The organism is Janthinobacterium sp. AD80, from assembly GCF_002878455.1.
Lineage (GTDB): Bacteria > Pseudomonadota > Gammaproteobacteria > Burkholderiales > Burkholderiaceae_D > Janthinobacterium.
This window is the reverse complement of record NZ_NRDQ01000006.1, coordinates 74,640-87,247: the sequence shown is the minus strand read 5'-3', so window position 1 is coordinate 87,247 and position 12,608 is coordinate 74,640. Positions and strand designations below refer to the sequence as shown.

The 12,608-nt window shown below is 63.5% G+C and carries 9 protein-coding genes; 4 read left to right on the top strand and 5 right to left on the bottom strand.

Annotated elements, in window-relative coordinates:
• Nucleotides 1-96 precede the first annotated feature (96 nt).
• Complete coding sequence (locus tag JaAD80_RS01555) at nt 97-1,611, bottom strand: ABC transporter ATP-binding protein (RefSeq protein ID WP_102292578.1); 1,515 nt, start codon at nt 1,609-1,611, stop codon at nt 97-99.
• Between the two features lie 438 nt (nt 1,612-2,049).
• Between JaAD80_RS01555 and JaAD80_RS01550 the strand changes: the two genes are divergently transcribed.
• Both JaAD80_RS01550 and gluQRS read left to right on the top strand, forming a co-directional pair.
• Nucleotides 2,050-2,862, top strand: coding sequence for an outer envelope protein (locus tag JaAD80_RS01550; RefSeq protein ID WP_102292577.1), 813 nt, complete (start codon nt 2,050-2,052; stop codon nt 2,860-2,862).
• Between the two features lie 273 nt (nt 2,863-3,135).
• On the top strand, nt 3,136-4,062 hold the full coding sequence (gene gluQRS / locus JaAD80_RS01545; RefSeq protein WP_102292569.1) for a tRNA glutamyl-Q(34) synthetase GluQRS: 927 nt from the start codon (nt 3,136-3,138) through the stop codon (nt 4,060-4,062).
• A gap of 76 nt (nt 4,063-4,138) precedes the next feature.
• On the opposite strand, the gene JaAD80_RS01540 is transcribed toward gluQRS, so the two are convergent.
• On the bottom strand, nt 4,139-6,370 hold the full coding sequence (locus tag JaAD80_RS01540) for a TonB-dependent receptor (protein WP_102292568.1): 2,232 nt from the start codon (nt 6,368-6,370) through the stop codon (nt 4,139-4,141).
• Between the two features lie 534 nt (nt 6,371-6,904).
• Here JaAD80_RS01540 and JaAD80_RS01535 point away from each other — a divergent pair.
• Nucleotides 6,905-9,580 carry a PAS domain-containing hybrid sensor histidine kinase/response regulator gene (locus JaAD80_RS01535; RefSeq protein ID WP_102292567.1) on the top strand — a complete coding sequence of 892 codons (2,676 nt, stop codon included), beginning with the start codon at nt 6,905-6,907 and terminating at the stop codon, nt 9,578-9,580.
• Nucleotides 9,573-10,463: a class A beta-lactamase gene (gene bla, locus JaAD80_RS01530; protein ID WP_102292566.1), complete on the top strand. Its 891-nt coding sequence runs from the start codon at nt 9,573-9,575 to the stop codon at nt 10,461-10,463. Before JaAD80_RS01535 ends, bla begins: the two co-directional genes overlap by 8 nt.
• Here bla and JaAD80_RS01525 read toward each other — a convergent pair whose 3' ends face one another.
• The 3 genes from JaAD80_RS01525 to JaAD80_RS01515 all read right to left on the bottom strand — a co-directional run bounded on the left by JaAD80_RS01525 (nt 10,464) and on the right by JaAD80_RS01515 (nt 12,604).
• Nucleotides 10,464-10,904, bottom strand: coding sequence for a DUF695 domain-containing protein (locus tag JaAD80_RS01525; RefSeq protein ID WP_102292565.1), 441 nt, complete (start codon nt 10,902-10,904; stop codon nt 10,464-10,466).
• 42 nt (nt 10,905-10,946) lie between these two features.
• The gene (locus JaAD80_RS01520) at nt 10,947-11,621 is read right to left on the bottom strand and encodes a hypothetical protein (RefSeq protein ID WP_146012226.1); all 675 of its coding nucleotides are present in this window, start codon (nt 11,619-11,621) and stop codon (nt 10,947-10,949) included.
• A gap of 116 nt (nt 11,622-11,737) precedes the next feature.
• On the bottom strand, nt 11,738-12,604 hold the full coding sequence (locus JaAD80_RS01515; protein WP_146012225.1) for a hypothetical protein: 867 nt from the start codon (nt 12,602-12,604) through the stop codon (nt 11,738-11,740).
• Nucleotides 12,605-12,608 lie beyond the last annotated feature (4 nt).

Below are 12,608 nucleotides of genomic sequence, written 5' to 3'. Positions count from 1 at the left end.
TTCGGATACACCTGACGCTTTCCAACCGCAAGACGAACTTAGCCATGGGCCGTCCCCTTCGGGCACACCTGACGCTTTTCCAGCCGCAAGACGAACTTAGCCATGGGCAACCTCCTGCGGCCACAGCCCGCTCATCCATTGCCCCACCTGCGCCACGCTGGCCTCGCCCACGTCCAGGGACGGCGAGATTTTTCCCTTTGCCATCACCAGCAAACGGTCGCTGATATCGAACAATTCATCGAGCTCTTCCGACACCACCAGCAGTGCGCAGCCGGCGTCGCGCAAGGCCAGCAATTCGGCGCGGATCTGCGCGGCCGCGCCCACGTCCACGCCCCAGCTCGGCTGCGCCACCACCAGCACGGTGGGTTCGCGCATGACTTCGCGCCCGACTATGTATTTCTGCAAGTTGCCCCCCGACAGGCTGCGCGCCAGCGCCTGCGGTCCGCCCGCCTTGACCTGGAAGCGGGCGATGATGGCGGCAGCCCGCTGCGCGATCACCTTGTGCCGCACGAAGCCGTGGCGGATGGTGGCGGGAGTCTGCAAGCTCAATAAAACGTTGTCGGCCAGCGCCATGTCGGGCACGGCGCCGCGTCCCAGCCTTTCCTCCGGCACGAAACCGAAGCCCAGCGCGCGCCGGCGGCCCGGCGGCAAACGCCCCACTGGCGCGCCGTTCAGCACGATGCTGGCGGCGGGCGCGCGCGTATCCTCGCCCGACAGGGCGGCCAGCAATTCCTGCTGGCCATTGCCGGAAACACCGGCGATGCCGACGATTTCTCCCGCGCGCACGTCGAAATGAATGTCCGTCAACTGCGTGGCGAACGGGTGGCTCTTCGGCAGATCGAGGCCCTTGACGCTGAGCATGGCCGCGCCCGGCGTGCGCGCCACGCGCGTGACGGCCGGCGGCTCGGCGCCGATCATCATGCGCGACAGGCTGGCCGCCGACTCTTGCGCAGGGTCGCACACGCCTGCGTTCTTGCCAGCGCGCACCACCGTGCAGGTATGGCACAGGGCGCGGATCTCGTCGAGCTTGTGGCTAATGTAGAGGATGCTGCAGCCTTCGGCCGCCAGCTGACGCAACGTTGTAAACAGTTTTTCCACGGCGCCCGGTGTCAGCACGGACGTCGGTTCATCGAGTATCAAGAGTTGCGGCCTGGCCAGCAAGGCACGCACGATTTCCACGCGCTGGCATTCGCCCACGGAAAGCGTGTGCACATGGCGCTGCGGTTCCAGGTCCAGGCCGTACTGGCGCGCCGTGTCTTCGATGCGCCGCGCCAGCTCCGCCATGTTGCTGCCTGCAGGCAGACCGAGGGCGATGTTTTCCGTCACGGTCAAGGTATCGAACAGGGAAAAGTGCTGGAACACCATGGCGATGCCGAGCGCGCGCGCAGCCGCCGGGCTGGCGATTTGCACCTCGCGGCCATTCCACAGGATGCGGCCGCCATCCGGTTGCACGGCGCCATAGATGATTTTCATCAAGGTCGATTTGCCGGCGCCGTTCTCGCCCAGCACGGCATGGATCTGTCCGGGCGCCACGTTCAGGTGGATGCCGTCATTGGCCACCACGGCCGGATAACGCTTGCTGATACCGAGTAATTCCAGGCGTGCCGTCATGTTTTTTTCATGCCTCGCTGCGGGATAGCCGGCATCGTCGCCGGTGGAAAAAATCAAGCTGTTGTCTCTATCGTATCGGCATCCGCAGCGCTTGGGGACACGGCGTGGCGGCGTGCATTTCTATTTCCGCAAAAAAAACAACACCTGTATACAATTTCGAAAAAAATTATCAGCTTTACAGCGGCCGCCTTGCCCCGCAAGGGCGGGAAGGTGCGATGATTATATGCAAGAACTGATAGTAAGTATGCAGATAAGACATATCGCCCAACGCGGCGCTTCTCGCATCATGGATTGAACGGCGCGCAACTGGTCCTATCGCAGCGCATCGTGCGGGCGCCCCCTGCCATCCTATTTCCCGTTTCCCCACACCGCCACCAGGAGCCGAAAGTGCCAAAAAAACTACCTTGTCTGTTGCTCTGCCTCACCACCGCTCTCGGCGTGGGTACGACCGCGCAGGCTGCCGAATGGAGCGACACCGCGCTGAGCTGGCGCGCCGGCAATGACTACCGCGAACCGTTCAATCCGGAAGACATCAAGAAAAACATCTTCGCCATCACGCACGCCAGCGGCTACAAATACGGCAGCAATTTCGTCAACCTCGATTTCCTGATGTCCGACAGCAAGGACCCTGGCGCGCTGGGCAAGACGTCCGGCGCACAGGAGGCCTACCTGGTGTACCGCAACACCATCGACATCGGCAAGGTGCGCGGCAGCGACATCAAGTTCGGCCCCGTGCGCGGCGTCGGCGTCACCCTGGGTTTCGACGTCAACACCAAGAACGACGTCGGCTACAACTCGCGCAAGCGCATGCTGGTGGCCGGCCCCACCCTGATGTGGGACGTGCCCGGCTTCTTCAACACCAGCCTGCTGTTGCTGCGTGAAAGCAACGCCCCCAGCGGCGCCTTCCCGCCCATCTCGCAAGTGACGGGCCGCTACACGTACAAGACGCACGCCATGCTGACGGGTGCCTGGGCCATCCCCCTGTCGCCGCTGTTCTCGTTCGAAGGCTTCTTCAACCTCATCGACTCCAAGGGCAAGGATGAAGTGGGACGTGACACGGCAGTGGAAACCAATATCGACATGCAAGTCATGTTCGACGTGGGCGCGGCCCTGGGCAGCCCGAAAAACACCTTCCGCGTAGGCCTGGAATACCAGTACTGGAAGAACAAATTCGGCAACTCGGCCGCCACCACTGGCAACGTGGGGCAAACGGCGAAGACGCCGATGATACGTGCCGAATACCATTTCTAGGATTCATTGTTAAGTATCAACACCCACGGTCACGCCTGATGCCAGCATGAAGCTTTCCAGCTGGCGGAGAGCGCGATCGTGGAACACCGCACACCATGCGGCCTTGCAAGAGATGCGCAGTACCATCACCTTTTACTCGAAGCAAACGACACACCGCCACTGCGATCGACATCGCCTTCCGTTGCCCACACTCCGCTCATTTGACACACCTGGCTGCCTCGCCGATACTGGTGCCACCCCGCCTTGCCTCTGTCACCGCTTTTGCCCGCACGAATGAACATTTCCGCCCCCACCGCCCCCTACACCGGCCGCTTCGCCCCCTCCCCCTCCGGCCCCCTGCACATGGGTTCGCTCGTTGCCGCCATGGCCAGCTATCTTGATGCCAAGGTGCATCACGGCACCTGGCTGCTGCGCATCGAGGATCTGGACTATGACCGCAATGTCGAGGGTGCCGATATGGGCATCCTGGCCAGCTTGCAGCGCTGCGGCATGCACTGGGACGGCGAGGTGACGTGGCAGAGCCGGCGGCTGCCGCTGTATGAGGCGGCGCTGAAGCAGCTGCAGGATGCGGGGCTGGTGTATGCCTGCGGCTGTTCGCGCAAGGAGATTCAGGATTCTGTAATGCAGGCGGGGGCGGCGAAACAAGGCGCGGCCGTGTATCCGGGCACTTGCCGTCATGGCTTGGCGCCGGGCAAGGCGGCACGGGCCTTGCGCTTGCGCTTGCCGCAAGGGGCGGACGCCGTGTACGGTTTTACCGACCGCTGGCATGGGCCGCAGCGGCAGGACCTGGCCAGCGAAGTGGGTGACTTCATCGTGCTGCGTGGCGATGGCTACTGGGCGTATCAGCTGGCCGTGGTGGTCGACGATGGCGCGCAGGGCATCACGCAGGTGGTGCGCGGCGCCGATTTGCTCGACTCCACGCCGCGCCAATTGTATCTGCAAGACGTCTTGCACTTGCCGCATCCGGGCTTTTTACATGTACCGGTTGTCACGAACGACAGCGGCGAAAAGCTGTCCAAGCAGACGGGCGCCCTCGCCTTCGATACAGCCGGCAACGCCGCCGACCTGCTGCGCTCAGCCCTGCTGCCGGCCGCCCGGTTTCTGGGCATAGCGGTGCATGCGACATCGGTCGAGGATTTCTGGCGGCAGGCGATTCCCGCCTGGGCACAGCGGCTGGCGCGGCTTCCCGAACAAGCATAAAAAAACCCGCCGCGGCGAACCGTCGGCGGGTAGCAATGCAGGCGCCAGCACATGGCTGGCGCCTGGTATCAGGCAATTAGAAGTTGCCTTTGAACTGCACGCCAAACTGGCGCGGCTCGTTGATGAAGCCCGTGCGGTTGTTGAAGTCGATGGCGCCCGTGATGCGTTTGGTGTCGGTGATGTTGCGGCCGAAAGCTGCCACTTCATACTTGCCGGCATCCCAGGTGTAACCGACACGCAAGCCGCCTTCCAGCATGGCCTTGCCGGCGAACTCGGTCGCTTCATACAGGAAGAAGTTGACCTTGCTGCGGTAAGCCCAGTCCGTGAAGACGAAGAATTCGCCGTTTTCCATCGGGATCGAGTAGCGGCCCGTGGCCGTTACCGTCCACTTCGGTGCTTGCGGCAGCGGGTTGCCATCGATGATGGCGTTGCCAGCCGCGTTTTTCGGATCGGTCACGCTGCAACGCAATGGATTGCAGGTGGCGATCGACAGGCTCGGGTCCTTGATTTCCGTGAAGTTGTAGCTGCCGCCCAGGGACATTTTAAGGCTCGGCGTGACGAAACCTTCCAGTTCCAGTTCCGCGCCGCGGCCATTCGTCTTGGCTGCATTGATCAGGCGCGTGACGTTCGACGTGCCGCCCACTACCGTCAGCTGCTGGTTCTTCACCTGGTAGTCATACACGCTGAAGGCGACGCGCGCGCGGCGGTTGAACAGGTCGGCCTTGATGCCGGCTTCGTACGAGGTGATGGTTTCCGCATCGGCCACGGTGACCGGCACGCTGGTGCTGGCCGGGGCGATACTTGGCGCGCGGAAACCGGTGGCGATACGGCCGTAGAAGTTCACGTCCTTGTTGTACTTATAGGTACCGCTCAAGTCCCAGTTGACCTTGGCCTTGCTGACATCGGCGCTGGTCGGATTGATCTGCACGACGTTGTTCGCCGAAACCGTATCGAAATCCTTCTTGTCCTTGGTGTAGCGTAAACCGGCGCGCAGCATGAAGTCGTCGTTCACGGCGTAGTTGACGGAACCGAACGTGGCCCAGGCCGTGTTCTTCTGGCGGCTGGCCAGGTGCGAGGCCAGCACATGCGTGCTGGTGTCAAAGGTGTCGGAGAAACCGTTGGCATCTTCGTTGAAATAGTACACGCCTGCCTGCCAGTTGACCGGGCCGGCGTTTTTCGATTCGGCGCGGAATTCTTGCGAGTATTGCTTCACGCTCGTGATGCCGCCGGCCGTTTCCACCTGGAAGGGAATGAAGCCTGGGCCCGTCGGCGCGCCGCCGTCGATGTCGCCGTGCGACACATAGCTGCCCACGCGCTCGAAACCGGTGATCGAATACAGCTTGACGCCGTCCAGGTCCCAGCTCAGACGGGCGCTGGCGCCGTTGGTGCGCAATTGCTGGAAGTTCGGTGCATTGGTGAACGACTTGTTCGGGTCAAAACCGTCGACGATATCGTTCGTGCCTTGCTTGATCATGTTGGCGTAGAAGACGCGCGCGCTGCCCGTGGTGCTGCGCTGATGCACGTTGAACAGGGCGTTGAACGTGGTGTTCGGCGCGTACAGCAGCTGCACGCGCTCGGCGTGTTCGTTGTAGCCGTCCAGCGCATTTTTCTGGCCCGTAAACGTGTTGTCGACATAGTCGTCGCGGTGCTGGCGCAGGGTCGAGACGCGCATCGCCCATTCCTTGCTCAGCGGCACGTTGACGGCGCCTTCGGCATTGATGGTGTTGTGCGTGGCGACCGAACCGCTGTAATAGCCTTCGACCTTGTCCAGGCTCGGCTTGACGGATTCGAACTTGACCACGCCGGCAGGCGTGTTACGGCCGAACAAGGTGCCTTGCGGGCCGCGCAATACTTCCACGCCGGCCACGTCGAAGATCGGATAACCCTTGAGGATAGGATTTTCCTGGACGACGTCGTCGTAAATCAGGGAAACCGGTTGCGATGCGAAGATGTTGAAGTCGGTATTGCCGTAGCCGCGGATATAGAAGCGGGGGAAGGTGCGGCCGTTCGACGATTCCACATTCAGGCTCGGCACTTTGCCGGCCAGCACGCGGATGTCTTGACCGCCCGATACCAGCACGTCGAGCTTCTCGTCGCGCAGCAGCGAAACGGAGACGGGCACGTCGCGGATATTTTCCTTGCGGCGCTGTGCCGTGACGGTCACGGTTTCCAGCTGGCTGGCGGCAGGGGCCGTGTCAGCAGCGGCTTCATCGGCGTAAGCCGAGCCGATCGGCAAGGCAGCGGACAGTGCCAGCATCGCTGCGCTTTTGGCGCACAAACGCTTGTGCATCTTGGACATCTTGATCATGTGGTTTCCCAGAAGTTTAAAAAAAGAATTGCGAAATCTGTCTTTCTTGCAACTTGTCTCCGGAATGTACGGCGCTGGACGATCGTTTGCACCATCACGGTGCAACAGCGCGAGCGGATGTCCCCCCGCTCTCGGCGTCACTGGCTCTGCCCTGACTGTCTCGTACGTCAACAGTGGTTCCGGCCGCATCTCTGGGATGTCTGATGAACACCAACTTTTCAGTAAGGCGCCACTTTATTTCACGCGGCTGATGCGCTGCAAGAATATTGTTCTGTAAAATATTTATTCATCAACATAAACGGCTGACTAGTGGTTATTCAGCCACACTAGGGTACCCACCGCGCTGTTTTGGCCCGTTCCGGACGCTGGCGCCGCTATTGCCGATAGGCACGAAAATTACGCTTGCGTCCGCCTGGAGGACGGCCCCGCGCCGGCAATTGCCTGTAATATCGGCGTACCTGCGTGCCGCCCGCCGCTCCATCCCGGTGCGGCGCCAGCCCACTGCACCACATTGCACCACTACGTACGCGACCCATGCCCGAACCAAGCCAGCACAGCCACGACGAACCTTCTTCCCCCTGTGCCTCCCAGGCGGCGCACATGCTGCTGGGTGCGCATTGCGACATTGTCTGGCGCACGAAAACCTTCGGCCAGTTCGACGCCGACCAGCCTTCCTGGCGCGCATTCACCGGCCAGAGCGAAGAGGAACTGATGGGACGCGGCTGGATCAATGCGCTGCATCCGGACGATCGCAATTTGCCCTATGTCGTGCCGTCGCACCTGACCACCGTGTTCGAAGCGGAATACCGGCTGCGTCACGTCAGCGGCGCGTATCGCAACATGATCGTGCGCATGCTGCCGGTGCTGGCGCCCGACGGCAGTATTCTTGAATGGCTGGGTTCACACAGCGATGTGACACAGCAGCGCCAGACGGAGCAGCGCCAGCGCCTGGCCATGCAGGGTGGCCGCATGGGCACCTGGGAAATCGACCTGGGCAGTGGCAGCATGAGCGGCTCCGATGCGTTCAAGGCGAATATCGGTTTCCCGCCAGATGGCAACATCAATTATGCGCAGCTGACAAACGCCATGTTCGACGGCGACCTGCAGCGCTGGCAGGCCGTCGTGCATGCGGCGATCGCCAGCGCCAGCGATTTCGAGATCGAAATCCGCGTACGCTGGCCCGATGGCTCGCTGCACTGGGCACACATGCGCGGCACCTGCGCCAGCGATGGCGCAGGCAATGTCGTCGGCCTGTCCGGCATTTCGCTCGATCTGACCACCAGCAAGCACAACGAAGAAACCCTGCGCCTGACCCTGGCCGCCGGCGAAGTGGCGACATGGAACTGGGACATCGCCGCCGACAGGGTCACGGTCGACAGCAACATGGCGCGGCTGTTTCCCGTCGATACCAGCGAGGCGGCACCGGCGCCGCTGGCGCGCTACATGGACATCATCCACCCAGACGACCGCGCCCTGGTGCACGAACACATCCGCCAGGCGCTGGACGAACGCCTGCCGTTCGAGGCCAGCTACCGCGTCTGCGCCAGTGATGGCCAGTACCGCTCCGTCATCGCGCGCGGCCGCGTGGAGTATGGCGCCGACGGCACGCCCTTGCACTTGCCGGGCGTCATACTCGACGTGACGCGCCAGAAACAGGTGGAAGACGCGCTGCGCAGCAGCGAGGAGCGCTACAGCAGCCTGATCGAACTGATGGATCAAGCCTTCTGCGTGATCGAAATGCTCTACGACGAGCAAGGCAATCCCGTCGACTTCCGCTACCTGGAAGGCAACCCCGCCTTCGTCAAGCAATCAGGACTGGAAAACGCCATCGGCAAGACCATCCGCAGCCTCGTGCCGAACCATGACCAGCACTGGTTCGACCTGTACGACCAGGTCGTCAAAAGCGGCGACCCCGTGCGCTATGAAAACGAAGCCGTGGCCATGGAGCGCTGGTTCGAAGTGTTTGCCGCGCGCCTGGGCGGCCCTGGCAGCCGCAAGCTGCAAGTGCTGTTCAGCGATATCAGCGAACGCAAGCGTTCAGAGCAGCAGCTGCGCCAGCTGGCCGACAACCTGTCCGAGATGGACCGGCGCAAGACGGAGTTCCTGGCCACCCTGGCACATGAGCTGCGCAACCCGCTCGCGCCCATCCGCAACGGCCTGCAAATCATGCGCCTGGCCGCCGACAAGCCCGCCACCGTGGCGCGCGTGCGCGACGTGATGGAGCGGCAAGTCAATCAGATGGTGCACCTGGTCAATGATTTGCTGGACGTGGCCCGCATCACGCGGGGCCAGATCGAACTCAAGCTGGAACGCACGGACTTGAAGGCCATCATTGCCGGGGCCGTGGAAACAAGCATGCCGCTGATCGAGGCCAGCCGCCACCAGTTGCAAGTGCTACTCGATGACCACCCGCTGCCGCTGAACGCCGATCCCACGCGCCTGGCGCAAGTGCTGGGCAATCTGCTCAACAACGCGGCCAAGTACACGCCTGCGGGCGGCCTCATCACATTGCGCGCCGTGCGCGACGGCAACGACGTGCTGATCTCGGTGCAGGACAGCGGCGTGGGCATTCCAGCCGATTCGATCGCGACCGTCTTCGACATGTTCACCCAGGTGGGGCAGAACATGGGCCGCGCGCAAGGCGGCCTGGGCATCGGCCTGTCGCTGGTGCGGCGCTTGGCCGAACTGCATGGCGGCAGCGCCACGGCGGCCAGCCCCGGCGCCGGCCTGGGCAGCACATTTAGCGTGCGCCTGCCACTGCTGGTAACGGTGCCAGCGGCACCAGCCGGGGCGGTGCCCGTTGCAAGCGCCGTTGCCGCGCGCCATTTCCGCGTACTGGTAGTCGATGACAACGTCGATGCGGCCGATACCCTGGCAGCCGTGCTCGACATGATGGGCCACGCCACGCAAGTGGCCCACGATGGCGCGCAGGCACTGGCCGTGGCGCCGCATTTTTTGCCCGACGTCATCTTCCTCGATATCGGCCTGCCCGGCATGAACGGCTACGACGTGGCCCGCACGCTGCGCCAGACGGATGCCGGCAGCAAGGTCGTGCTCGTCGCATTGACGGGCTGGGGCGCGGAAAATGACCGCAGCCAGTCGAGCGCGGCCGGTTTCGACCACCACCTGACCAAGCCGGCCAACCTGCTCGCCATCGGCGAGTTGCTGGCCAGCCTTTCCCACTCCAATACGAGCCACGAACATGACTAATTTCACCCATTCCCCGCGCCGCCGCACCCTGCTGGCCACCGGCGCCGCCTTGCTGCTGCCCTCCCCGCTGCTGTTTGCCGCGCCTGCCGCCGCTGGCACTGCCGAGGCGCAACTGGCGGCACTGGAACAGGCCGCAGGCGGGCGCCTTGGCGTTGCTGCCTGGCGCACGGACAACAGCGCCCGTGTCAGCCACCGCGCCGACGAACGCTTTCCCCTGTGCAGCACCTTCAAGGCCATGCTGGCCGCCGCCGTGCTGGCCCGCAGCGCCAGCCAGCCGGGCTTGCTGGATCAGCACGTGCGCTACGAGAAAAAAGAACTGGTGACGTATTCGCCCATCACGGAAAAGCATCTGGACGACGGCATGAGCGTCGCCGACCTGTGCGCCGCCACCTTGCAGTACAGCGACAACAGTGCGGCCAATTTCCTGATGGTCATATTGGGCGGCCCGCAAGCCGTGACGGCGTATGCGCGCAGCATCGGCAACATGGTGTTCCAGCTGGAACGCTGGGAAACGGAATTGAACAGCGCCATTCCGGGCGAAGTGCGCGACACGGCCAGCCCCGCGTCGATGGCGCACAGCTTGCAGCAATTATTGTTGGGAACGAGTTTGCCGGCGCCGCAGCGCCAGCTGCTTGACAGCTGGATGCGCGGCAACACGACGGGTGACAAACGCATCCGTGGCGGCTTGCCCGCCGGCTGGGCCGTGGCCGACAAAACGGGCTCGGGCGCCTATGGCAGCGTCAACGATATCGGCGTCGCCTACCCGGCCAGCGGCGCGCCGCTGGTGATCGCCGTGTACTACACGCGCGAGCAGAAAAACGCGCCGACGAATCAGGACATCATCTCGGCCGCCACGCGCATCGTGGCCGCCGCGCTGGCTTGATCAGGCCGTTGGCGGCAGTGCCGCCATGAAACCGGCATAAGTCGACCAGGCAGGGTCGGCCGCGCTGCGGATTTCAATCGGGAATTTCGGACGCGGCGCCAGCGCCGTGTTCAGGCGATTGAAGAATTCCTCGCCCGACTGCGTGTAATAAATCCACTCGCGCAAGTTTTCACCGGTAGACACCAGGGCCAGGGTGGCAAAGCCATCCTCTTCCACCACGGGCGCCAGCGCCGCTTCCAGTTCTTCCATATGCTCGCGCTCGTTCGGCGCGGGCATGCCCGTTTCGTCCTCGTAGCGCCAGGCAATGATGATGCGGTCCGGCTGCGACGACAGGTCCCAGTCGTCATGGAAGGTGTCGACGTAGCGGTAAATGATGGCCATCTCGTCGCTGTGCGTGACGATGGTGCCCCAGCTGCGGGCGGAAGTGGAATTCTGGTTCATGGTTGCGGCAGTCAAAAAAGGATCAGGCAAAGGGCGAACAGTTTACAGCACCGGCGGGCAAGTCACATTCCACGCGTCATATTGGGCGCCGCTCTTGCGCAGCCAGATGCGCGCGTAGCTGTCGCGGTCGCTCTTGAAGACCAGCGCATAGCGCTCCTCGGCGCGCGGCGCGGCGGCCCCCACATCGACGGCCGCCAGCGAGAATTTCAACGCGCGCAGCGGCGCGCATGCCGTATTGCCCGCCATCAATAACCGCGCCCGCTCCAGCAGCGATTTCTGGTACAGCAAGACGCCTTCCAGTTCCGTATCGGGTACGCGCTGCAGCATGCGGACAGGCTCGGCCACGGGACGGCAGGTGCCCCGGTCCAGCCAGGCGAAATATTCCATGCCCGCTTCCTGCCAGCGCGCCTGCTTGCCGGCGCCTTGCAGCACGAACTTGGTGCGCTGCGTGCGGCACAGCGCGCCATGGCCACGATACGGCGGCGCTTCGACGCTGCCCACCACCTCGCTGCCACGGCCACCCACCACGGGCACGCTCTCGAACACGGTACGCACGGCCGGCTCGCCCGGGTATTGCTGTGCATAAAAGGCCAGCAGGGAAGCGCGCTGCTGCGCATCCACCGCCACCTGCCCGGCAGCACCGGCAGAGAGGCACACGGCCGACACGACACACAGCGCCAAGGGGCGCACAAAATATCCTGGCATGGTTCCTGGCATGTCATTCCTTCAGTGGGATTGCAGGGCGGACATCGCCCAAGCGCCGATTATATAGTTCCCAGGAAAGACGAGGAGGATGCGGTGTCAGAGGTGCGGAAGTCGGCGGAAACGGTTAGTCAGTCGGAACCCGCCAAGGTAGCCAATACTTCCATCAACGCTTGCCGCTTGGCCAGCAAGGCGGGGTCGAATGCGGTCCATTGCTGCAGGCGCGGGGCGTAGGCGGGGGTCATCATCCAGCCGAACACTTCCGCCTTGTCTTCCTCGGGGCCGTAGGCCGCGTACAGGCTGACGAAGCCAGGTTGCGGGTGGCCCAGGTTCTGGAAGCCTTTGCCGTAGGCCGTGGCGCCGCCCTGGCCGTAGACGGCGGCGGGCGGGTTCAGGGCCAGCCAGGCGGGGTCGCGGTAGTAGAAGTCGTTGAACAGCCGGTATTCGATGAAGTGGTAATACTCGTGGTGCACGCGCAGCTCCATGCCGGACGGACACATGGCGGCCAGCAGGTTATCGGCATACACGACACTGTCGATTTCCGGCGCCGGCATGGCCAGGCGGCGCTGGCCTTCCACGCTCAGGTTCTTGACCAGCACCACATGACGCAAGCCCGTCCGCGCGAAGACCCCGGCCGGATAGCGCTCCATGGCCGGCAAGACGATGCTGAGCAACAATTGCAAGCCGGCCCGGTCTTCGGGCGAATCCGTAAATGTTTGCGCCTCGCTGCCGGACATGTCCAGGCTCCAGGCCGGCGCCAGCTGCATTGCTGCCAGGCGGGCCGTGGCGACCGCCTGCAATTGCGCCACGCTGGCGTCCGCGGGGGCCACCGGCGCGTAGCGCACGCGCCAGTCGCACTCGCTGCGCATGCTGTCTTGCTGCGCAGCACGCTCGAACGCCTGCGTGCCAGCGGCCGATGGACTGTGCGTGCCGACATGGGCGCAGCCTCCCAGCAACAAGGCGGACAGGACAAAGGGCAAACGGCGGCAAGACAACATGGCG

Bases quoted from the DNA above. Each gene is read 5' to 3' on its own strand.
- JaAD80_RS01555 (WP_102292578.1), bottom strand. From the start codon at position 1,611: ATGACGGCACGCCTGGAATTACTCGGTATCAGCAAGCGTTATCCGGCC.
- gluQRS (WP_102292569.1), top strand. From the start codon at position 3,136: ATGAACATTTCCGCCCCCACCGCCCCCTACACCGGCCGCTTCGCCCCC.
- JaAD80_RS01540 (WP_102292568.1), bottom strand. From the start codon at position 6,370: ATGATCAAGATGTCCAAGATGCACAAGCGTTTGTGCGCCAAAAGCGCA.
- JaAD80_RS01535 (WP_102292567.1), top strand. From the start codon at position 6,905: ATGCCCGAACCAAGCCAGCACAGCCACGACGAACCTTCTTCCCCCTGT.
- bla (WP_102292566.1), top strand. From the start codon at position 9,573: ATGACTAATTTCACCCATTCCCCGCGCCGCCGCACCCTGCTGGCCACC.
- JaAD80_RS01525 (WP_102292565.1), bottom strand. From the start codon at position 10,904: ATGAACCAGAATTCCACTTCCGCCCGCAGCTGGGGCACCATCGTCACG.
- JaAD80_RS01520 (WP_146012226.1), bottom strand. From the start codon at position 11,621: ATGCCAGGAACCATGCCAGGATATTTTGTGCGCCCCTTGGCGCTGTGT.
- JaAD80_RS01515 (WP_146012225.1), bottom strand. From the start codon at position 12,604: ATGTTGTCTTGCCGCCGTTTGCCCTTTGTCCTGTCCGCCTTGTTGCTG.